Origin of the sequence: Bordetella genomosp. 5 (genome assembly GCF_002261475.1) — a bacterium.
Classification (GTDB): domain Bacteria; phylum Pseudomonadota; class Gammaproteobacteria; order Burkholderiales; family Burkholderiaceae_B; genus Bordetella.
In genome coordinates, this window is the sequence record NZ_NEVN01000002.1 from 1 (window position 1) to 21,392 (window position 21,392).

Annotated in this window: 20 protein-coding genes; 12 read left to right on the forward strand and 8 right to left on the reverse strand. The window is 68.9% G+C overall.

What is annotated here, in order from left to right:
* Positions 1 to 930 (reverse strand): IS481 family transposase (locus tag CEK29_RS23420; protein ID WP_176456828.1); only part of this gene is annotated, 930 nt, incomplete at its 3' end.
* A gap of 166 nt (positions 931 to 1,096) precedes the next feature.
* On the reverse strand, positions 1,097 to 3,295 hold the full coding sequence (fhuE, locus tag CEK29_RS03585) for a ferric-rhodotorulic acid/ferric-coprogen receptor FhuE (RefSeq protein WP_094857348.1): 2,199 nt from the start codon (positions 3,293 to 3,295) through the stop codon (positions 1,097 to 1,099).
* Positions 3,296 to 3,612: 317 nt separating this feature from the next.
* On the opposite strand from fhuE, the gene CEK29_RS03590 reads away from it, so the two are divergent.
* Positions 3,613 to 5,481 carry a methyl-accepting chemotaxis protein gene (locus tag CEK29_RS03590; RefSeq protein WP_094803829.1) on the forward strand — a complete coding sequence of 623 codons (1,869 nt, stop codon included), beginning with the start codon at positions 3,613 to 3,615 and terminating at the stop codon, positions 5,479 to 5,481.
* Positions 5,482 to 5,541: 60 nt separating this feature from the next.
* Here the strand turns inward: CEK29_RS03590 and CEK29_RS03595 are convergent, their stop codons facing one another.
* From CEK29_RS03595 to CEK29_RS03615, 5 genes are read right to left on the reverse strand one after another with little or no spacing between them, the layout of a single operon-like run.
* Positions 5,542 to 6,060 carry a DedA family protein gene (locus CEK29_RS03595; protein WP_094803827.1) on the reverse strand — a complete coding sequence of 173 codons (519 nt, stop codon included), beginning with the start codon at positions 6,058 to 6,060 and terminating at the stop codon, positions 5,542 to 5,544.
* 8 nt (positions 6,061 to 6,068) lie between these two features.
* The gene (locus CEK29_RS03600) at positions 6,069 to 7,010 is read right to left on the reverse strand and encodes a DUF2894 domain-containing protein (protein ID WP_255176064.1); all 942 of its coding nucleotides are present in this window, start codon (positions 7,008 to 7,010) and stop codon (positions 6,069 to 6,071) included.
* Positions 7,003 to 7,674: an OmpA family protein gene (locus CEK29_RS03605; RefSeq protein WP_094803825.1), complete on the reverse strand. Its 672-nt coding sequence runs from the start codon at positions 7,672 to 7,674 to the stop codon at positions 7,003 to 7,005. The genes CEK29_RS03600 and CEK29_RS03605 overlap by 8 nt, the downstream gene beginning before the upstream one ends.
* Positions 7,671 to 10,757 (reverse strand): DUF802 domain-containing protein, encoded by a 3,087-nt coding sequence (locus tag CEK29_RS03610; protein WP_094857349.1) that lies wholly within the window; start codon positions 10,755 to 10,757, stop codon positions 7,671 to 7,673. The genes CEK29_RS03605 and CEK29_RS03610 overlap by 4 nt, the downstream gene beginning before the upstream one ends.
* Positions 10,754 to 11,518 carry a DUF3348 domain-containing protein gene (locus tag CEK29_RS03615; RefSeq protein WP_094803821.1) on the reverse strand — a complete coding sequence of 255 codons (765 nt, stop codon included), beginning with the start codon at positions 11,516 to 11,518 and terminating at the stop codon, positions 10,754 to 10,756. Before CEK29_RS03615 ends, CEK29_RS03610 begins: the two co-directional genes overlap by 4 nt.
* Before the next feature lie 329 nt (positions 11,519 to 11,847).
* On the opposite strand from CEK29_RS03615, the gene CEK29_RS03620 reads away from it, so the two are divergent.
* From CEK29_RS03620 to CEK29_RS03630, 3 genes are all read left to right on the forward strand, one after another.
* A complete protein-coding gene (locus CEK29_RS03620; protein ID WP_141218308.1) occupies positions 11,848 to 13,305 on the forward strand; it encodes an amino acid permease in 1,458 nt (485 codons plus the stop codon).
* A gap of 281 nt (positions 13,306 to 13,586) precedes the next feature.
* The gene (locus tag CEK29_RS03625; RefSeq protein ID WP_255176065.1) at positions 13,587 to 13,922 is read left to right on the forward strand and encodes a type II toxin-antitoxin system TacA family antitoxin; all 336 of its coding nucleotides are present in this window, start codon (positions 13,587 to 13,589) and stop codon (positions 13,920 to 13,922) included.
* Positions 13,923 to 13,947: 25 nt separating this feature from the next.
* On the forward strand, positions 13,948 to 14,448 hold the full coding sequence (locus CEK29_RS03630; RefSeq protein ID WP_176456829.1) for a GNAT family N-acetyltransferase: 501 nt from the start codon (positions 13,948 to 13,950) through the stop codon (positions 14,446 to 14,448).
* A 62-nt stretch (positions 14,449 to 14,510) separates the two neighbouring features.
* Here CEK29_RS03630 and CEK29_RS03635 read toward each other — a convergent pair whose 3' ends face one another.
* Positions 14,511 to 15,122: a TetR/AcrR family transcriptional regulator gene (locus tag CEK29_RS03635; protein ID WP_217903858.1), complete on the reverse strand. Its 612-nt coding sequence runs from the start codon at positions 15,120 to 15,122 to the stop codon at positions 14,511 to 14,513.
* A 126-nt stretch (positions 15,123 to 15,248) separates the two neighbouring features.
* Here CEK29_RS03635 and CEK29_RS03640 point away from each other — a divergent pair, with 126 nt between their 5' ends.
* The 8 genes from CEK29_RS03640 to CEK29_RS03675 all read left to right on the forward strand — a co-directional run bounded on the left by CEK29_RS03640 (position 15,249) and on the right by CEK29_RS03675 (position 21,391).
* Complete coding sequence (locus CEK29_RS03640) at positions 15,249 to 15,842, forward strand: NAD(P)H-dependent oxidoreductase (RefSeq protein WP_094803813.1); 594 nt, start codon at positions 15,249 to 15,251, stop codon at positions 15,840 to 15,842.
* 123 nt (positions 15,843 to 15,965) lie between these two features.
* A complete protein-coding gene (locus CEK29_RS03645) occupies positions 15,966 to 16,529 on the forward strand; it encodes a DUF3455 domain-containing protein (protein ID WP_094803811.1) in 564 nt (187 codons plus the stop codon).
* Between the two features lie 113 nt (positions 16,530 to 16,642).
* The gene (locus tag CEK29_RS03650; RefSeq protein WP_094803809.1) at positions 16,643 to 17,209 is read left to right on the forward strand and encodes a sigma-70 family RNA polymerase sigma factor; all 567 of its coding nucleotides are present in this window, start codon (positions 16,643 to 16,645) and stop codon (positions 17,207 to 17,209) included.
* Positions 17,206 to 17,928, forward strand: coding sequence for an anti-sigma factor (locus CEK29_RS03655; RefSeq protein ID WP_094857353.1), 723 nt, complete (start codon positions 17,206 to 17,208; stop codon positions 17,926 to 17,928). Before CEK29_RS03650 ends, CEK29_RS03655 begins: the two co-directional genes overlap by 4 nt.
* Before the next feature lie 92 nt (positions 17,929 to 18,020).
* Positions 18,021 to 18,566: an RNA polymerase sigma factor gene (locus CEK29_RS03660; RefSeq protein WP_094803805.1), complete on the forward strand. Its 546-nt coding sequence runs from the start codon at positions 18,021 to 18,023 to the stop codon at positions 18,564 to 18,566.
* A complete protein-coding gene (locus CEK29_RS03665) occupies positions 18,563 to 19,240 on the forward strand; it encodes an anti-sigma factor (protein WP_094803803.1) in 678 nt (225 codons plus the stop codon). Before CEK29_RS03660 ends, CEK29_RS03665 begins: the two co-directional genes overlap by 4 nt.
* A 132-nt stretch (positions 19,241 to 19,372) precedes the next feature.
* Entirely contained in the window at positions 19,373 to 20,338 is a 966-nt protein-coding gene (locus CEK29_RS03670; RefSeq protein WP_094857354.1) for an alpha/beta hydrolase, read from the forward strand.
* Positions 20,339 to 20,398: 60 nt separating this feature from the next.
* Complete coding sequence (locus CEK29_RS03675; RefSeq protein ID WP_094857355.1) at positions 20,399 to 21,391, forward strand: acyl-CoA desaturase; 993 nt, start codon at positions 20,399 to 20,401, stop codon at positions 21,389 to 21,391.
* The last annotated feature ends 1 nt before the right edge of the window (position 21,392 follow it).

Consider the following 21,392-nt stretch of genomic DNA (forward strand, 5'->3'; position numbering starts at 1 on the left):
GGTGTCCGGGGCATAAACGACGGGCGGCAGAACGCGCGGCATCGTGCGCGGGCTGGGTCGGTATCGTTGCGCAGGCGTTTGCATATCCAGTGCCTGGTGCGGGCGTTCGTGGTTGTAGATCCAGCGCCAGGGATCGAACTGACGCTGGGCATCGTCAAGGTCACGGAAGCGCCGGGTGCCTAGCACTTCCGCCTTGAAGGTGCGATGGAACCGTTCGTCCTTGCCATTGCTCTGCGGATGCGCCGGTCTGTTGTGTGAGAGATCAATGCCGAGCCTGATGAACCAGACGGCCAGCCGCGTCAGCGTGTCCATGCCTGAGGCCGCCCAGGGCGTGCCGTTGTCGGTGTTGATGCGCCTGGGCAGACCGTAGCGGGAGAACGCTTGCACCAGCGCAGCCTGAACGGGCTCGAAGCGCTCGGCAGCCATGGCCTGCAAAACGATGTTGTAGCGGGAGTGATCGTCGATGACCGTGAGCGGATGGCATCGCTGCCGATCAGTGGCAAAGTGACCCTTGAAGTCCATCTGCCATAGGTCGTTGGGCGCCTCATGCTCGAACCGCTGCCAGGGTCGTCCTGCACCAGAAGACGTATCTGCCAAGCGGCCATGACGGCGAAGTACCTCCGTGACAGTGCTGGGTGCCAGCATCACCCCTTGATCGCGCAGCAATACGTGAGCGATCTTGCGGCCGCCCCAGGCGGGATGACGCTGCCGGACCTCGAGCACCAGCGCCTCAAGCGCCTCAGATGTGCGCCCAGGCGTACGCCTAGGGCGCCTCGATAAGGGCTCCAGTCCGGCTGACCCCCGCTCTTCGTAGCGGCCCAGCCACTTATATCCGGTCTTGAGACTGATGCCGAAACGTCGGCATAACTCGCTCACGTTGGCGCCGAGCTGTGTGGCTAACGCCACAAACTCCGTCTTCTGATCGCTCACGGTAACAGCACTCCAAGGCATGGAACTCTCCCGGGCATCTAGTCCGGAAAAGTGTCACCCATGTCCTCGTACACCTGTTACCTATCTGTCCGGTCCATACACGCGCCCGCCTTGAGGCGGCTCGGCGGCGGGCGGGCCCCCCACGCCGCGCCTCCGGCTTGCTGCCTCAGTACTGATACCGCATGGTGAGCATGGCGCTGCGGCCGGCGCCCCAGGCGCCCTGGTTGTAGAAGCCGATCTGGCTGTAGAACTTGCGGTCGAACACGTTGTTGACGTTGAGCTGCGCCGAAAGGTTGCGGTTGAAGGTGTAGCGGGCCATCAGGTTGGTGATGGCATAGCTGCCCTGGCTGACGCGCTCTTCGCCGTTGGGGCCGAAGGCATCGGTGTAGACGTGGCTCTGCCAGTTCACGCCGCCGCCCACGGTCAGGCGGTTGAGCTCGCCCGGCAGGCGATAGCTAGTGAACAGGCGCACCAGGCTGCGCGGCTGGTTGGTCTGGATGGCGTTGCCTTCGCCGTCGCGGCCGGTCCAGTGCGACCAGCCCGCGGCGACGTTCCAGCCCGGCGTCACCTCGCCCGACACTTCGAGGTCGAAGCCGCGCGTGCGCGTGCCCTGCGCGGCCCGGTAGGCCTCGTTGGGCGTGCCCGGCACGAAGAAGCCGGTATCCACCTGCGCCACGTTGTCCTGCTCCACCTGGAACACGGCGGCGCTGGCGTTGAGCTTGCCGTCCAGCCATTCGCCCTTGATGCCGGCCTCGTATGACTTGCCTTCGAGCGGGTCGAGCCAGCTGCCGTTGCGGTCCTGATAGGACTGCGGATTGAAGATCCCGGTGTAGCTGACATACGCCGTGTAGTTCTGCGCGAAGTCGTACAGCAGGCCGGCGTAGGGCGTGAATTCGTTCTTGTCGAACGCGTACTTATTGCCGCCGCCCCAGCCCACCGAATCCGTTTTCCAGGTGCTGTAGCGTCCGCCCACGATCAGCGTCAGCGGATCGGCGATGCTCAGGCGCAAGGCCCCGTAGATGCCGGCCTGCTTGGTCGTGTAGCGCGAGCCGGTCACGCGTTCGTCGCTCCAATCGGGCTCGGGGTAGGAGCCGTTCCAGTCGAAGAAGTTGCCCACCGGGCTCGTGCCCAGCGGCGCGCGGTAATCGAAGTTGGCGTATTGGCGGCTGGCGCTGCCGCCGATCACCACCTCGTGGCGGCGGCCGAACAGGTTGAACGGGCCGGAGGCCTTCACATCGAAGCTGTTCTGCTTGCGGTCGCCCAGATACCAGGCGGGCGAGGAACCCATGCCTTCGCCGGTGACGCGATCGGGCCACCCGGTCAGGTAGAGCAGCTTGCCGTCCATCTCGTTCTTGCTGTGGCTGGCCACGGCCTTGATGCGCCAGTCGTTGTCGAAGCGCTGCTCCAGTTGCAGGAAGGCGCCCTGCGTCGTGCTTCCCCACGAGGTCCAGTCGGCGCCGGTGTTGAGCGAGCGGCGCCAGTCGGTGCGGGTGCCGTCGGCATACCAGAGCGGGAAGCCGCCCCAGCTGCTGCCTTTGGGATCGTTCTTCTGATAGTTGAAGCCCACGCTCACGGTGGTGCTGTCCGTCACGTCGGCGTCGACCACGCCGTAGAACACCGTCTTCTCGTTCTCGTAGTGGTCGAGGTACGAGTGGTTCTTCTGATAGGCCGAGACGATGCGGCCGCGCACCGTGCCGCTCTGGTTCAAGGGGGTCTGCAGATCGGCGGTGGCGCGGTAGGTGTCCTGGGTGCCCGCGCCCACGCTCAGGTCGGCCTTGAACTCGCGCGCGTCGGCATGCTTGCGCACCAAATTGATCGAGGCGGACGGATCGCCGGCGCCGGTGAGCAGGCCCGTGGCGCCACGCACGACCTCGACGCGGTCGTAGATGATGGGATCGACGGCGGATTCGCCGCCGGCATAACCGATGTCGAAGCCGGTGGGGATGCCGTCGTACTGATAGTTGGTGATCGGAAAGCCGCGTGCGTTGAACGAATAGCGTTCGGCGTCGAAGTTCTGCACCGAGATGCCGGGCGTGCTGCTCATGACGTCGACCAGCGAAAGCATGTTCTCGTCTTCGATGCGCTGGCGCGTCACCACGGTCACCGATTGCGGATTCTCACGCAACGACAACGACAGGCCGGTGCCGGCAGAGGTGGCGCGCGGCGTGTAGCTGCCCGTGCCCTCGGTGGTGGAGGCGGGCAGCAGATCGCTCTTCACCTCGACCGACGACAGCGTCGGCACGGCGTTGTTCTGCTGAGCCTGGGCCGCGCCGGCCGCCAGGGCCATCAACACGAGACTGCTCAATTTGCGCAGGGTGGGGTGCGGGGCGGCGTGTGCAACGCGACCGGTCTTGCCGTCGGACATGGAATTCCTCTCCCTAGGTAATTTCGTCCGAAATTGTAATGACAACGATTCTCATAAGCGTTTAATTGGACCGGAATTAATCGGGGACGTTGCAATTCGGGCACAGCACCACCGGGTGGGCGTAACGACGCGCCGGTCGTGAGGCGGCGCCGATTCAGTGCGCTTTCAGCGCAGGAATTGTTCGGCAATTCATTGCGATAAATATCGTTTGCCGGCTGCTTAAGTTGGTTCGCGGCGCTGTCGTAAGCCGGGTGCGCGGGTGCAGTTTCACGGCCTTGCGTGCGTTCCGTACGAACGCCAACCAAGCTGGACAGAGCATGAAAAAAACTTCGCTGCGTAACCGGATTCTCTTGATCAGTGGTCTTACCGTCGTGGGAGCGCTGCTGCTCTCCGGCGTGGTGACCTATCAGATCGTGCGTGACAACATGATGGCCAGCATCACCAATACGCTGGACGCGGTGGCCAACGGCAACGCGCGCGCGATTGCGCAGTGGTCGGGCGACAAGGCCACGGCCGTGGTCGCCACGGCGCAGGCCGTCGAGAAGGGCGACCCGACGGGGCTCGTCAAATTGATGGGCGCCACCAACGACTTCCCGATTACGAGCGTGGGCTGGTCGGACAAGACCTTCTTCTCCACGGCGCCGACGCCGCCCGATTACGATCCCACCGCGCGCCCCTGGTACAAGGCGGCCGTCGCGGCCGGCAAGCTCAGCATCACCAAGCCGTATGGCGACTCGTCCAGCGGCAAGCCCTACGTGGCATTCACCACGCCCATCCTGCGCAACGGCCAGGCGGTCGGCGCCGTGAGCGGTGCCGTGGCGCTGGACGGGGTGAAGTCCGTGATCCAGTCGATCCGTCCCACGCCGTCCAGTCTCGCGTTCGTCGTCGCGCTCGACGGCCAGGTGATCTCGCATCCCAACGACGCCTTCGCGCTCAAGCCCTCGACCGATCTGGCACCCGGCCTCACCGCCAACAGCCTCGCGCCGCTCGCGCAGGATGAAGCGGAGCCGGCCGAATTCGTGCTGTCGGGCGCACCCAAGCTGCTGAAGTCCGAGCGCATCGCCGGCACCGACTGGTATCTGGTGGTGGCGCTCGACAAGGCCGAAGCCACGGTCGCGCTGGGCCAGGTTTTCAACGCCATGGTGATCTCGATGGTGGTGCTGACCGTGCTGGCGCTGCTTGTGGCCGCGCTCTTCACGGCTCAGGCCTTCAAGCGTCTGTCGGCCGTGCGCGACGCGATGGACACGATCGGTTCGGGCGACGGTGACATGACGCATCGTCTGGCCGTGGTCGGCCGCGACGAGGTCGCGCAGATCTCCGCGTCGTTCAACGCCTTCGTCGAGAAGATCAGCGGCGTGATGCTGGACGTGCGCACCGGCGTGCAATCGATGGCCACGGCCACGCACGAGATCGAGATGGGCAACCGTGACCTGTCGCGCCGCACCGAGACCTCGGCGGCCTCGCTGGAAGAAACCTCGTCGGCACTGACGCAGATGACCTCGAGCGTGCGCCAGACCGAAGAGACGGCGCAGCATGCCACCCAACTCGCCACCGAGGCGAGCGTGGCGGCCGAGCGCGGCGGTCAGGTCGTGACCGATGCGGTCACCACCATGGACACCATCGCCCAGTCGTCCGAGCGCATCACCGAGATCATCAGCGTGATCGACGGCATCGCGTTCCAGACCAACATTCTGGCGCTCAACGCCGCCGTGGAAGCGGCGCGCGCGGGCGAGCAGGGCCGGGGTTTCGCCGTGGTGGCGGGCGAAGTGCGCACGCTGGCGCAGCGCAGCGCGGCCTCCGCGCAGGAGATCCGCACGCTGATCCAGGCCTCGGTGGATAACGTGCGCAGCGGCACGCAGCGGGTGCAGGCGGCCGGCGCCACCATGCACGAGATCGTGGACAGCATCACGCGCGTGCAGCGTCTGGTGAGTGAGATTCACGGCGCCATGACCGAGCAGAGCGCGGGCATCGGCCAGATCGATCACAGCGTGTCCGACATGGACCAGGCGACCCAGCAGAACGCGGCACTGGTGGAGCAATCGGCCGCCGCCGCGGCCATGCTGAACGAGCAGGCGGCGACGCTGGCACGCACAGTGGCGCTGTTCAAGCTGCGCGGCGACGCGCAGACGGTGCAGGCCGAGCCCGTCGTGGGCTGGGCGCAGGCGCCGCGTCTGAGCGCCGCCTGAAGCGGAGTTGAGCGGGACGCCGCGCGCCCGTGCGGGGGGCGCGGCGTCCCCGGCCGGGGGCTACCAGAGCGCCCGCAGATGTTCCCAGAGGGGCCGGTACCAATGCGCGGCAAGCATGGGGCCGGCGCCCCACACCAGCGTCCAGGCCAGCGCGCCCACGATGTTGGCGCACAGAAAGCGGTGGAAGGGCATGGCCACCGAGCCCGCCAGCAGGCCGTTGAGCTGACGCAGCAGCACCACGAAACGCGCCCCGATCACGATGGGCACGCCGTGCGTGCGAAAACGCGTTTCCCATGAGGCGAGACGTTCGGGCGTGAGCCGTACGCGATGACCGTGGCGCTGCAGCAGCTGCCGGCCGCCGCAGCGGCCGATGGCATAGCCCGTGCAGTCGCCCAGCACCGCGCCCACGAACACCGCCGCCAGCACGCCTTCGATGGGAAGCTGGCCCTGCGAGGCCAGCACAGACGCCGCGATGACGGCGGACTCGCCCGGTACCGGCACGCCGAACGACTCGAGATACACACACACGAACAGCGCGACCGCGCCATACGCAACGAGGTAGTGGTGCAGCAGCTCCATGGTGTGCCTCAGCCGGCGCGCGGCTTGCGCCCGCCCCGCGCCGTGGCGCGCGCCGCGCCCTTTCTGGCCGCCGGTTCACGCGCCGCGGTCAGCGCGCTGTCGAGCTGCTCCATCCAGGAAAGCGCGTCGGCGTACAGCAGGAAGCGGCGCAGATACTCGGGGGAGAGTTCGCGCATGAGCGCGAGCGAGCGGTGCACCAGATGGCTGGAGTTGAGCGGGCCGGCGTTGTCCGGCACCAGCGCCTCGGAGTGGCGGACCTGCTGATCGGCGCTGAGATGCGACCAGAGATCGCGCAGCTTATCCAGCAGCGGCAGCTCGGGATAGCGATGGCCCGGATGGTCGGCGTGCGCGGCGGGCCGGGCGCCGTCCGCCGCGGCGAAGGCGGCCAGCAGTTGCGCCAGCGGGCCGGGGTCGGGCGCGGAGGGGGCCGGGGTGGCAGGGGCCGGCGGTGTGGAGTTTGCCGCTACGGCGGCCGCCATGGCGGCGCTCGTCTGCACGTTCGCCGCGGGTGCCGTGCCGTCGGCAGCCGCGTCGTCGTCCTGCGCGGTCTCGCCGTCCACGGGCTGCGGATCGTTCGATGGCATCTCAGGCGTCTGCGTGGCACCGGCCCGCAGTTCGGCCGCCCGGGCCTCGAGCTGCGCGCGGGCCTCGCCCTCGAGGGCTTGCGCCCGCCGTTCGAGCGTCTCCGCGAGCTGCCGCCGCAGGGCCGGGCCCAGCGGGCGGCGCGGCGCGGGCGGGGCGGCGTCGGGCGCCGTGCCTTCGGGCGCCGTGCCTTCGGGCGGCGCGCCTTCGGGCATCGCACCGTCGGGCGGCGTACCGTCGGTCATCGCGCCTCCGGGCATCGTGCCTTCGGGCACCGCGTCCTCGGCCTTGGTGCCGTCGGCGGCCTGCCGCGGCGTCTGCACCGTGTCAGGCGTCGCGTCGCTCGAGGTGTCGTGCGCGTCAGTCACGGGACCGGCCGGATGCGCCGTTGCCGGCGTCCGCGGGTTTGGCGCCGCGGCGCGGCACCGGCGCGATTTCCACGCGGCGGTTCTGTGCGCGGCCGGCCTCGTCGGCGTTCGACGCCACGGGCTGCTCGGCGCCGAACGCGGCGGCGAAGATGGATGCGGCCGGGATGCCTTCTTCGATCAGCGCGCGCGTGACCGTGAGCGCGCGTTGCGCCGAGAGATCCCAGTTGTCGGCAAAGCGGCGGTTGTTCTCGCGCACCTGCTGGTCGTCCGTGAAGCCGCTCACCATCAGCGCCTCTTCGCGCTGGCCGAGGTAGTCGGCCAGCGGCTGGGCCAGGCTCTTGAGGATCTCGCGGCCCTCGGGCTGGAGCTGATCCGAGTTGAGCGCGAACAGCACGCTGCCGCTGATGCCGATGCGCCCGTCGATGAGCGTGACGCGGCCGGCGGCCAGCGGCACGGCGAGCGCCTGCTCCAGCGTCTGGCGCTGCTGCACGGCCTCTTCGCGCTGCTTCACTTCGTCTTCGAGCTTGGCCGAGAGTTCGAGCTGCATGCCGATCACGCCCACGAGGATCAGAACGAAGGCGCCGAGCAGCACCGACATCAGATCGCCGAAAACGGTCCAGACCGGCGCGGTCGGCTCGACGCCGGCGTCGAGGTCGTCTCTCATTCGGCCGCCGCTTCCGCTTCAGTGGCGGCGATCTCGCGCCGTTCGTTTTCGCGGCGATCATTCAGGTGCTGCAGCTCTTCGAGAATCTGCTTCTGCGACAGCATGCTGAGGTCGACCACTTCGCGTGCCTGCGCCACGTAGTAGGCGAGCTGCTCGTCGCTGCGGGCGAGCGACTTGTCGAGCGCGCCTTCGATGCGCTGCAGGTGCGCGATGAGGGTTTCGTTGGCCTCGCCGTACGACTGCACGGCCGAGCCCAGGGCTTCGCCCAGGCTGGCCACTTCGACCGAGCTGGACGTGATCTGCGCGGCCACGCCCGTGAGTTTGCCGGTTTCGCCTTCGACCTGTTCGGTGAAGCGGCTGCCCACGCGGTCGAAGAGTTCGGCCGAGCTGGAAATCAGGGCATCCACCGCCACGCGCTGTTCCGCGGAGGCGTGGTTCACGGCCTCGAGCAGCGTGCCCAGGGTCTCGAGCAGACGGGCGCGCTCTTCGAGCATCTCGTTGTCGCGCACCATGCTGTCGGACAGCTTCTGGCGCAGCTCGGCGACCACCTCGGCGGCCGCTTGCGGCGCCTGCGCCGCCACCTGCACCAGCTGGCCGATCTCGGCGATGGTGGCGCTGGCGTGGGCTTCGGCCTGCGCGGTGATGTCTTCGGCGGTGCGGGACAGCGTGGTCACGATCTCGCCCTGGCGGCTGGCCTGCTGCTCGGCGGCTTCCTGCCATTGCTGGCGCAGCGTGTCGGCCATCGTCTGCATCGAATCGGCCCAGGCGGCCAGACGCGCTTCGTCGCGTTCGGCCAGCGCGGTCTGCAGCGACACGTGCGACTCGCCGAGCGTCGAGAGCAGGGCGTCGGAATGGTTTTCGAAGGTGCTGGCCGCGGCGGCCAGGCTGGTCGAGATGCGGGCCAGTTCTTCGTGCGCCTGGCTGGCATGGGCACGGGCCTGCGTGCCGATCTCGTCGGCGGCGCGCGACAGCGAGCTCACGATCTCGTCCTGACGGCTGGCCTGTTGCTCGCCGGCCTGTTGCCACTCCTGGCGCAGCGTGTCGGCCAGGCCCTGCATCGAGGCGGCCCAGGCCGCCAGACGCGCCTCGTCGCGCGCGGCGAGCGTGTCCTGCAGCGAGGTATGCGATTCGCCCAGCGTGGACAGCAGCGTGTCGGAATGGCTTTCGAAGGTGGCGGCCGCGGTAGCCAGGTGATGCGAGATGCGGGCGAGTTCTTCGTGCGTCTGGCTCGCCTGTTCGCGGGCCTGGACGCCGAGCTGTTCGGCGGTGCGCGCAAGCGCGTCGCAGATGGCTTGCTGGCGGCTCGCGGTGGACTCGCCGGTTTCCTGCCATTGCTGACGCAGCGCGTCGGCCAGGCCTTGCAGCGTGCCGGTCCAGGATTGCAGGCGCTGCTCGTCGCCGGCGCTCAGACGCGTCTGCAGTTCGGTATGCGAAGCGTTGACGCTGGCAATGAGTGAGCCCGCGTGCTGCTCGAAGGCCGTGGTGGTGGCGGCCAGGCGCTCGGCCAGGCTGGTGACCTCGGCCAGCGTGGTGTTGGCGTGCTCCTGCATGCGGGCCGCCGCGGCGCTGGCGGTCTGCACCAGCGTGTCGCAGATCTCGGCCTGCTGCGTGGCGGTCTGGGCGCCGGTCTCCTGCCACTGCTGACGCAGCGCGCCCGACATCGCGTGCAGCGACTCGGCCCAGGCGGACAGGCGCTCTTCGTCGCGCGAGGCCAGCGTGTTCTGCAGCTCGGCGTTGGACTGGTTGACCGCGCCCAGCAGGGCGCCGGCGTGTTCCTGGAACGTGGCGGCGGCGCGTGCGAGCGCCTGCTGGTTGTCGCCGGCCAGTTGCGCGCCGACGCGCTCCTGGCGCTCGAGCGCTTCGGTCCAGGTGCGCGCGACGGACTCGGTGGCCTGCTGCAGCGTGTCGGTGACGCCCTGCGTGGTGACCTCGAGGCGCGTGGACACGCCGTCGAGCAGCGTGGCCGCGCGCGTGTCGAAGGTCTGCGCATAGCCTTCGAGGGCGGCGCGCAGATCGTCGTTGAGCACCTGGTTGGCGCGTTGCTGCGCCTCCAGGGCCTGCTTCCAGACATCGGCCATGTCGGTGGCGCTGCGGTCGAAGCGCGCGGTCATGCCATCGAGATGGGCCTGCGTGGCCTGCGTGACGGTGTCATGCCAGGCGGTCGTGTCGCGCGACAGGCTCGCCAGCGTGGATTCCATCGCCGGACGGATCGCTTCGCCGGCCGCGCGGGCGCTGGCGGCGGCGCTCTCGCGCGCGCTGTCCTTCATGGTCTGGTCGACGTGCGAAGCCAGGCGCGTGTAGACGCTCTCGGCCTTTTCGTGGAAGGCGTTCTGGCTGGCGAGCAGTTGCTGGCCCAGCGTCTGTTGATGGCGTTCGAGCGTGTCCATCATGGACTGCAGGCGATCGACCAGGGCAGGCAGCACTTCGGCCTGGCGCTGCATGAGCTGCTGCGTGTTGTCGCGCTGGTGCGCCGCCGAGTACGGGCGCAGCGTGGTGATGATGCGTGCATCGAGGCGCTGCGACGCGGCGATGCGCTCGCGGCGGCACAGCGCGCCCAGCAGGCCCAGCATGGCCGAGGTGGCCACGCCGGCGATCGAGGTGCCGAAGGCGAAGCCCAGGCCCTTGACCGGGGCGGCCAGCGAGGCGCGGATCGCCTGCAGGTCGGTGGCGCTCTCGAGCGCGATGCCGGTGCCGCGCAGCGTCGCGACCATGCCGAGGAAGGTGCCCAGCATGCCCAGCAGCACCAGCAGGCCCACGATGTAGGGCGTGAGCGACGGCGCGGGCAGCGCGACGCGCTCGCCCTCGATGCGCTGGCGCACGGCCACGCGCAGTGCGGCGGGCAGGCTTTCGATCCAGGCGGGCAGGTCGGCGGGCGCTTGCTCCAGGCCGTCGACGGCGCGATTCAGGTGCCTCGTGCCCTGGTGGTAGCGCAGCAGTTCGGCGGCGCCCGCGATATAGAACGCGCCGATCACGAGGGTGATGACGAGCGCGAGCGGATTGGTGGCGACATAGCCCGCCCCGATCCAGACCACGGCCGCGAGGCCCGCCAGAAAAACCACCACGCTGATGAGAGATCGAATCATGTTTTCTTGTTCAGTGTTTGCTCGCCCGCGCTTGCGCGCAGGGTGGCGATCAGTCCTTCGACCGGCTGCAGGCGCACGTCGAGCTCGGCCAGCAGCACGCTGCGCATGTCGGCCAGGAAGACGGGCAGCCACGCGTCGATGGCCGGCACGGGCGCCTGCGCCGCCTCGGCCTCGGCGCGCTCGGCGCGCGCCGCGTTGCGCAGGCGTTCGAAATGTCCTTGCAGCAGAAAGGGCACCGTGCCCATCAGACTGCGTTCCCGCGTGATCAGCGCGCGGTCCATGATGGCATCGAGCACCGCGAGGCCGGTGCCTTCCGGCGTCTTGCCGGCCAGCAGACCGCGCAGCCGGCTGCGCAGATTGCCGATGTTGGTTTCCATCGTGTGCTGCAGCGAGATGTAGCGTTGACGGTACGTGCCGAACTCCGGCTCGGTCGGCTCGGCCGGCGTCTTGTTGCGCGCATGGCGCAGCGGGGTGGCCGACGGGACCGCGCTGTCGCGCACGATGGCGTCCTGCAGCGCGGCGCGCACGCGTGCGCATTCGCGCGACTGTTCGTCGTCGAAGGTGCGTGTGTGGGCCGGCACCACCGGGGCGTTGCCATCCAGGGCCGCGGCCAGTGCGATCGCGTCGGTCCAGCCCAGCCATTGGCTCAGGCGGTCGGACAGCGGCAGCCGCGAAGCGGGTATGTCGGCGCTGCTCAGACGGGCCAGCAGACGAACGAGCGTCGGGCCGCTGATACCGGCGCGCCGGGTCGGTTGCTCCATGCCTGCAGGATCAAAAAGGCAGCAGTTTACACGCGGGGAGCGGGGCGGCCCCGGGGGCGCGGGCGCCGGCACCCCTCGAATTGCGCAAAAACTGATCAATCCGGCGTAGCGATCGAAAAATTTCGGAAAATCAGGGGCTTATCCTCCAGGCGGCCGTCCGAGGCGGCGGCGCGGGCGACTGCGTTGTCGGGGGCTCCTGCGTTATGCTCGCGCCTCATCGCATTCCGGGCCCCGGGCCATCCGCCCGCCGGTCCACTGAAACAAGGATCCAGATCTTGGAGACCCCCTCCCGCGACGCGCCCCGCGCCGCCACGCCCCCCGCGCAGACGGTGTCCACGCCGAATGGCCTGCGCCGCACGCTGTCCGCCCGCCATCTGTCCATGATCGCCGTGGGCGGCTCGATCGGCACCGGTCTGTTCGTGGCGTCCGGCGCCACGATCGCCCAGGCCGGCCCCGGGGGCGCGCTCCTGGCCTACGGCCTGATCGGCCTGATGGTGTATTTCCTGATGACGAGCCTGGGCGAGCTCGCCGCGGCCATGCCGGTGTCGGGCTCGTTCTCGACCTACGGCGCACGCTATGTGGAAGAGGGCTTCGGCTTCGCGCTGGGCTGGAACTATTGGTACAACTGGGCCGTGACGGTCGCGGTGGACCTCGTGGCCGCGCAGCTCGTGATGGCGTATTGGTTTCCCGACGTGCCGGGCGTGTACTGGAGCGCGTTGTTCCTGGCGCTCACCTTCGGCCTGAACGCGCTGTCGGCGCGCGGCTTCGGCGAGGCCGAGTTCTGGTTCGCGCTGATCAAAGTGGTCGCCGTGCTGGCCTTCATCGCCATGGGCGTGCTGATGCTGCTGGGCATCATCCGGGGCGGCGAGACGGGCGGGCTGCACAACTGGACCATCGGCGACGCGCCTTTCGCGGGCGGCTTTGCCGCGCTGATCGGCGTGGCGATGGTGGTGGGCTTTTCGTTCCAGGGCACGGAGCTGATCGGCATCGCCGCCGGCGAGTCCAAGGATCCGGCGCGCAACCTGCCGCGCGCCGTGCGCCAGGTGTTCTGGCGCATTCTGCTGTTTTACGTGTTCGCCATCCTGGTGATCGGCCTGCTGATTCCTTATACCGATCCGCAACTGCTGCGCAACGACGTGACCGACATCAGCGTGAGCCCGTTCGCGCTGATCTTCGAGCGCGCCGGCCTGTTGGCGGCCGCCTCGATCATGAACGCCGTGGTGCTGACCTCCGTGCTGTCGGCGGGCAACTCCGGCATGTATGCCGCCACCCGCATGCTCTATGCGCTGGCGCGCGACGGCAAGGCGCCTGCCGTGTTCGGCCGGGTCTCGCGCGCGGGCGTGCCGCTGTGGGCGCTGCTGGCCACCACCGCCGTGGCGGCGCTGTGCTTCTTCACGTTCGTTTTCAGCCCCAACGCGGTGTACATCTGGCTGCTCAATACCTCGGGCATGACCGGGTTCATCGCCTGGCTGGGCATCGCGATCAGCCATTACCGCTTCCGCCGTGGCTATCTCGCCCAGGGCGGCAATCTGGCGGACCTGCCGTATGTGTCGCCGTTCTTTCCGTTCGGCCCGATCTTCGCGTTTGTCCTGTGTCTGGTGATCACGCTGGGACAGAACTACGAGGCCTTCCTGCACGATCGCATCGATTGGGGCGGCGTGGTCGCCACCTACATCGGCATCCCGCTCTTCCTGCTGATCTGGGCCGGCTACCGCCTCACCCGCGGCTCGCGCTTCGTCCGGCTCAAGGACATGCGCCTGCCGGATCTGCGGGCGCGGGCGGAATAAGACGGCGCTGGCTTGTGGTGTACGGCGTATCGCCGTACATTGGGCTTTCGCGCCCTCGCGGGCCCCGGAGCCCCCTTATGCTTAAGTCTTCCACGCGATCCACGCTCGCGCCGGCCACCGACTCCAGCCCCTCGGTAAACCGAAGTGCCGATATCGAGCACATGCGCGTACGACGCCGGCGCCTTCAGGCCACACTGCGCAAGCCGCGGTATATGGAAGGGCCGGGAGTGCGTACGCCGAGTCCGCAAGCCCCACCGCGGCGCAGGCCAGCCGCATCCGCGTTGATCGCCGATGTCGTCTCCAGCTTGATCGATCAAGGCCGAGAGGCGGCATCGGCTGCTCGATCCGCTCGCCTGGAAGCCCGTCTCACGGAGCAGCAGAGGCAGACGCTGAAATTGGCGGCCGATCTCGAGGGCCGATCTTTGTCTGACTACGTCGTACATGCGGCGTATCAGTCAGCCTTGATCAGCATCCAGAACGCCGCCTTGTTGCGCCTGTCGGCGCGCGATACCGACGTTCTGTTGGCAGCACTCGGCTCACCCCCGCCGCCCAATGCCGCGCTCAAGCGAGCGCACGCCCGCCACCGCAAGCTCATCCGGCGAGCGTCGGGCGACTGAGGGCGGCGATGCGACACAGGCTTTCATGTCATTCCAGGTGGTGTCTTTCGATCGCCGTTTTCGGCGCGACGGCTTCCGTTGTGGCGTCGACGCGCTCGATCAGTACCTCCGATCCGGGCTAGGACAAGACGCCGCCCGGCATATCGCTCATGGCTTCCTGCTCATCGATACCGGCGAGCGAATCGCAGGCTTCTACACGTTGGCGGCGGCCAGCGTAATGCTGCAGGATCTTCCTGTGGCTTGGCTCAGAAGGGTGCCGAAGTATCGTTCGATTCCCGCGGCGATCATCGGCCGATTTGCACTCGATAGTGCCTTTCAAGGCCTCGGATTGGGCGAAGTCATGCTCGTCGACGCGCTCGAGCGCGTGGTGAGATCGGATCTAGCCGCTTGGCTCGTTCTGGTGGAAGCGAAAGATGTCCGCGTTGTGCGGTTCTACCAGAAGTACGGCTTTTTAGCTCTGCACGATCAGGAGCCACTGCGGTTGTTTCTGCCCACGGCGAGTGTGCGCGCGCTCACGGCGCGTTAAGTACCCGGCGCTGGGACGTAGTACACGCTGCATGGGCACGGGCCGAGTCGGGCATGCGCCCGTCACCCCGCCGCGAAAGCGCGGCCGCGTTCCACCACCATCGTGATGGTGGTGGCGAGGGCGGCGCGGGCGTGGGCGGGGGTGAGCTGGCCGCTGGCGGCGGCTTCGGAGAGCGATTCGGCCGCGCCGTAGATCACCCACAGGCCCGCGGCGTCGAGCGTCTGCGCCGGCGCGAAGGGCTCGAGCGCGACTCGGCACTTCTCCAGAAAGCCTTCCACATAGGTGCACTTGAGCGCCTCGAGTTCGGGCGAGCCGGCCAGCGCGGCGGCGACGCCGGGAATCTCCTTGCCCTGTTGCATGACGCAGCCGACATAGGCGCTCGCGATCACGTCGGCGCGCGCGGCCAGCGTGGCCGGGCTGCCGGCGAGGGCCTGGTCCATCTGCGCGGTCTGGCGCGCGTCGTATTCCTGATAGAGCGCGGCCAGCAGGCCCGGCCGGGTCTTGAAGTGGTCGTAGACCACCGGCTTGGCGACTTCCGCGGCCTCGGCCAGCCGGCCGAGCGACAACGCGTCGGTGCCTTCTTCGCGCACCAGGCGCCACGCCGTTTCGATCAATTGCGCGCGGCGTTGTTCGCGGCTCAGACGGCGGCGGGGGGAGGGGGCAGGCGTGGGCATCGGGGCGCTTGACATCGTTATGTACTAAAAGTAGGCTACGTTTTGTATATACGAAAAGTAGGTATGGTCAGTGTAGCGCTCGCGGGCGCCGCTGCCCACCCCCTAGCCCCCTTTTGGAGTGACCCCATGCGTACCTTGATTGTGATTGCCCATGCCGACCCCGACTCTCTCACGCACGCCGTCGCCCGCGCGATCGGCGAGCGCCTGCGCGGCGAAGGCGTGGAAACCGAGTTCGCCGATCTGGCCGCCGAGGGTTTCGACCCGCGCTTCGGCCCCGCCGACCTGGCGGTGCATCGGCGCCAGGTGGCGCCTCCGCCGGATGTGCTGGCCGAGCAGGCACGGGTCGACCGCGCGGATCAGCTGGTGCTGGTGTTCCCGATCTATTGGTGGTCCATGCCGGCGCTGTTGAAGGGCTGGATCGATCGCGTGTTCAGCCAGGGCTGGGCCTTCGAGGACAAGGACGGCAAGCTGATCAAGAAGCTCGGCCGTCTGCGGGTGCAGCTGGTGGCGCTGGGCGGGGCCGACACCGGCCTGCTGGAGCGCCATGGCTACGACACCGCGATACAGACGCAGCTCGCGCACGGCATCTTCGATTACTGCGGCGCGAAGAACGCCCGTACCGCGCTGCTGATGGAATCGGACACGGGCCGCGCCGAAGAGGCGCTCGCCCGCGCGGACGCGCTGGCACAGGAACTGGCCGCGCCGCCGCAAGCCGCGTAAGGCGCGCGAAGGCGAAAAAAATATTTGCGGCGGACTGCATCCATTCTCCTGGCCGGTGAGTAGTACCTGATGACGGCGCGTTGCGCGGCCGTCATCCATCCGACTCTCAGCAGGAGACCTGCCATGAAGAACCGCATGATCCGCCACGCATCCCTCCTCGGCAGCCTTTGCGCCGTCACCGTTCTTGCCGGTTGCGGCGCGATGTCGCACAGCTCGTCGAAGTACTCGCAATCCAACCTGCCCGCCGAGATTCAGGTTCCGGCCGGCAATCGCGTGGCCTGGGAAACCGTGGGCACGGGCAAGATCACGTATGAATGCAAGCCCAAGGCCAACATGCCGGGCCAGGTCGAATGGACCTTCGCGGGCCCCGACGCGGTGCTGAAGGATCGCAGCGGCAAGACCGTGGGCAAGTACTACGGCCCGCCCGCGACCTGGGAAGCGAACGACGGCTCGCGCCTGACCGCCACGCAGCTCGCCGTGGCGCCGTCCGGCGCCGGCAATCTGCCGTATCAGCTGGTCAAGGCCAATCCCGCGATGGGCGCGGGCGCGCTGAACGGCGTGACCTACATCCAGCGCGTCGCGCTCAAGGGTGGCGTCGCGCCTACCGCGCCGTGCACGGCCCAATCGACGGGCCAGCGCATGACCGTGCCGTACCAGGCCGACTACATTTTCTGGAAGGCCAACTGAGCCGGCGAACGGACGAAGGCTGCGAGACCGGCGGATCCTCGGTAATATCCCGGGAATCCTCCGGCGCCGGGCACCAGGGCGTCGGGCAATTTTGCCCCGATCCCGCTCGCCCCATGCCGACGTCCATCGCCGAGTTCGACTACGAAGCTACCCTGCAGGCGTGCGCCCAGCAGCGCCGCGACGCGCTTGCGGCGCTCTACGAACAGGAGGGGGCGCGCCTGTATGGCGTGGCCCGCCGCATCGTGGGCGATGGCGCGCGCGCCGAAGATGTCGTGCACGATGCCTTTGTGCGCATCTGGCAGGGCGCGGCGAGTTTCGATCCCGCGCGCGGTTCGGCGCGGGGCTGGATCTACAGCGTGACCCGCCATCTCGCGCTCGACCTGGTGCGTGCCCACGGGCGCGAGGCCGTGCTCGACGAGGCGGGCGCCGCGCGCTTCGATGCCGAGCAGGCCTTGGCCGATTGGCAGTCGCAGCGGGTCGACGGCGGCTGGCGTGACGAGGCGGGCCGCATCGGCCCCTGTCTGGAAGCGCTGCCTGCCGAACGCCGCCGCTGCGTGGTGCATGCTTATGTCGAGGGCCTGTCGCATCCCGAGATCGCGCGCCGTGTCGGTGCGCCGCTCGGCACGGTCAAGGCCTGGATCACGCGCAGCCTGAAAGCGCTGCGGGAGTGCCTGTCATGATGCCCTCCGACACCGACGACGATCATCTCTATACCCTGGCGGGCGAGTACGTGCTGGGCACGCTCGACGCGCCCGAGCGACGCTACGTCGAAGAGCGCTTGCCTCACGACGCGGCCTTGCGCGCCGCCGTGGCCTACTGGGACGCGCGCCTCGCGCCCCTGACCGCGCTGATCGCGCCTGAGACGCCGCCGCCTTCCTTGTGGCGGCGCATCAGCGCCACCCTCGACGGCGCCACGCGTCCGGCGGCACGATCCGGACGCACCAGCGCCGGCAGCGGCTGGTGGCACAGCCTCGCCTTCTGGCGCGGACTGACCGCGGCGGGCCTGTCGGCCGCGATGATTCTGGCCGGCGTGCTCGTGACGCGACCGCCCGCCGGCGCGCCGCAATACGTGGTGGTGCTGGTCGGGCCGCAATCGCAGGCGCCGGGCTGGGTGGTGCAGGCAAGCGCCAGCGACGCGGTGCATCTGGTGCCGCTGGCCGCGATGCAGGTGCCGGCCGACCGCGCGCTGCAGTTCTGGACCAAGGCCGACGACTGGTCGGGTCCGGTGTCGCTCGGGCTGGTCAAGCCGGGCGAGACGGTGCGCGTGCCGCTGGCCGACCTGCCGCCGCTGGTGCCCAACCAGCTCTTCGAGCTCACGCTCGAACCGCCCACGGGCTCGCCCACCGGGCGTCCCACGGGGCCGATTCAGTTCATCGGCCGCGCGGTTCGGGTGATGTAGGGGCGCGCCGTGCTTCTGGCGCGGCGCGGGCTGGGCTAGTATGAGGGGCCAGACCCCGCATGATGCGTCAGCTGCCCCTACGGAAGCCATCCATGCCTGATCCCAAACACCTGGAATCTCTGCTCCAGGACTGCGCGCGCGGCCAGGAGGCCGCGCTCGCCGAGCTGTATCGCACCTGCGCCCCGCATCTGTTTGCCCTCGCCACTCGTATGTTGAGACGTAGCGACTGGGCAGAGGAGGTGCTCCAGGAAAGCTTCGTCAGTGTCTGGCGCAACGCGGGGCAGTATTCCGCCCAGCAAAGCCAGCCCATGACCTGGATGACGCGTATCGTGCGCAACCGTTGCATCGACCTGCTGCGCCGCCCGGATATCGAGCGGCCGGACCCCGACGGGGCGGTCGAAGCGGCGTGGGCCGACGATGCGCCCGGCCCCTTCGAACGCCTGCAGACGGGCGAGGATGGCCGCAGGCTGGCGGACTGCATGAAGCAACTGGAGTCGCAGCAGCGCATGGCGATCGCGCTGTCGTTCTTCGATGACCTCAGTCATGGCGATATCGCGCGCCGGCTGGAAACCCCGCTCGGCACGATCAAGAGCTGGGTGCGCCGCGGCATGGAGCGCCTCAAGAGGTGTTTGTCATGAATTACGGAAATCCTCAATTACGCGAGCGCCTGGCGGCCGAGTACGTCTCGGGCGCGATGCGCGGCGGCGCGCGGCGCCGCTTCGAAGGGCTGATGGCCGCCGACGCCAATCTGCGCCGTCAGGTGCGCGATTGGGAAGGCGACATCTATCCGCTGGTCTGGTCGCTGCCGCCAAGCACACCGCCGCAGCGCGTCTGGCGCGCCATTCAGGCGCGGCTGCGCATTGCCGCGCCTTCGCGCTGGGGCTGGAGCGGCCTGTATTTCTGGCGGCTGCTGAGCGGCGGGCTGGCGGCGTTGCTGATCGCCGGCGTGGTCATCTTCCCGGGGCAGGTGGATCGCGCCGCCCAGGAGCAGATGATGGCGGTGCTGCAGACGCCCAAGTCCGAAGCCATGCTGGTGGTGCGCGCCGACGGTACGGGCGCGGTGCATGTGCACACGCTGCAGAACCTGTTGCCCTATAGCGATGGCAAGGCGCTCGAGCTGTGGGTGATCTCGCCGGGCCAGGCGCCGGTGTCGCTGGGCCTGGTGCAGCCGCAAGGCCTGACGGCCTTCTCGCGGCCGCGCGGTCTGGCGGGCGTCGGCCAGCTGGCCGTCAGTCTGGAGCCGCCCGGCGGCTCGCCCACGGGTTCGCCGACCGGCCCGGTCATCATGAGCGGGGACGTGCTGGAGATCTGAGTCCGCGCGGGGGCGGCGGGTGACGCACGCGCACCCGCTGCATCCATTGCGGGGCGTGGTCCGTAGATCAGGGTATGTGCCCTGAACGAGGATGCGCCATGGCGCCCGGATGGACGATCGGCGGGGTCTCGCATGCGTGAGACCCTGATGGCGGCGCTGTGCGCCGCGGTATTGCCGCCGCTACTGGCGGCATGTTCTCCCTTCACCGTGCTCAACGCCACCGGCGATGGCGGCCGGCTGCGCGCCGAAGGCGTGCCGTACGGCCCGGAGCCGGGGCAGCTGCTGGATGTGTATGGACCGGAGGCGGCCGCCGGAGCGCCGGCCGCCGGATCGCCGGCCGCCGGATCGCCATCCGCATCTCCCACCGGCGGGGCGCCGGTCGTGGTGTTCTTCTACGGCGGCAGCTGGCGCAGCGGCAGCCGCGCCGACTATGCCTTCGTGGGCGCGGCGCTGGCCGCGCGCGGCATCGTCACGATGGTGGCCGATTACCGCCGCTATCCGCAGGTCGTCTACCCCGCCTTTCTGCAGGACAGCGCCCGGGCCGTGGCCTGGACGCTCGCGCATGCCGCCCGTTATGGCGGCGACGCCCGCCGGGTGTTCGTGGCCGGCCACAGCGCCGGGGCCTACAACGCGGCGATGGTCGCGCTGGACCCGCGCTGGCTGGGCGCCTGCGACGTCACGCCCGCCGCGCTGGCCGGCTGGATCGGCATGGCCGGTCCGTACGACTTCCTGCCGCTCACCTCGCGCTCGCTCCAGGCGGTGTTTCCGTACCCCGATACGCCGGCCGATACGCAGCCGATCCGGCATGTGAGCGCGAGCGCGCCGCCCGCGCTGCTGCTGGCGGGGCGCGCCGACACCACCGTGGATCCCGTGCGCAACACCGACGGCCTGGCGCGTGCCCTGCGCGAGGCGGGCGCCGAGGTGCAGACGACCGGCTATGAACGCCTCGGGCACGGGCTGCTGGTGGGGGCCCTGGCACCCGGCCTGCGCTGGCGCGCGCCGGTGCTGGAGGATCTCGCGCGGTTCGTGGCCGCGACGCCGGCGTCGCGGACCGCCCCGGCCTCGGGACCCTGCGCGGCTACGGGTTTACCCCAGTGAATCCAGATGGCGCGCTGCCACGTAGATGAAGACAGAGAGCCACGCATCAGGAACATCACCATGTCTTCGCGTCACACCTCCTCGATTTCCCAGACGCCGCCGCCCGGTCGCCGCCGCGCCTGGACCGCGATCGTGCGCTGGGTCGACACGCAGCCGTCGGACACGGAAGCGGTCGGTTCGACCCGCGACGAGCGGCGCAGCGCCGGCCGCCAGATCGATTGGACCCGCGCGGTGCCGTTCGTGCTGCTGCACCTGGGCTGCCTCGGCGTGTTCTGGACCGGCGTCTCGCCGGTCGCGGCGGGCGTGGCGCTGCTGCTGTACGCGGTCCGCATGTTCGCGCTCACCGGTTTCTATCACCGCTATTTCTCGCATCGCGCCTTCCGCACCTCTCGGCCCATGCAGTTCGTGTTCGCCGTGTTGGGGGCATCGTGCGCGCAGCGCGGGCCGCTCTGGTGGGCCGCGCACCACCGCCATCACCATCGTCATGCCGATACCGGGCAGGATCTGCATGCGCCGTCGCAGGTCGGCTTTCTGCACAGTCACATGGGCTGGTTCCTCACGCATCGCGCCTTCGCCACCGATCTCGCGCGCGTGCCGGATCTGCGCGACTACCCGGAACTGCGCTGGCTCGACCGCTACGACGTGGCCGTGCCGGCCGCGCTCGGCGCGCTGCTCTACGGCCTGGGCGCGCTGCTCGAGAGCGTAGCGCCGCAATGGGGCACCAGCGGCGCGCAGATGCTGGTGTGGGGATTCTTCATCTCGACCGTGGTGCTGTTTCACGCCACCGTCACGATCAACTCGCTCGCCCATCGTTATGGCCGGCGCCGCTACGAGACCAACGACGACAGCCGCAACAACGTCTGGCTGGCGCTGCTCACGTTCGGCGAGGGCTGGCACAACAACCATCATTTCTATCCCGGCTCGGCGCGCCAGGGCTTCCGTGCGCGCGAGATCGACATCACCTGGTACGGCCTGCGCCTGCTGGCGGCCTGCGGCCTGATCTGGGATCTCAAATCCGTACCTGCGTGGGTGCTGGCCCGCGCCAAGGAGTGAG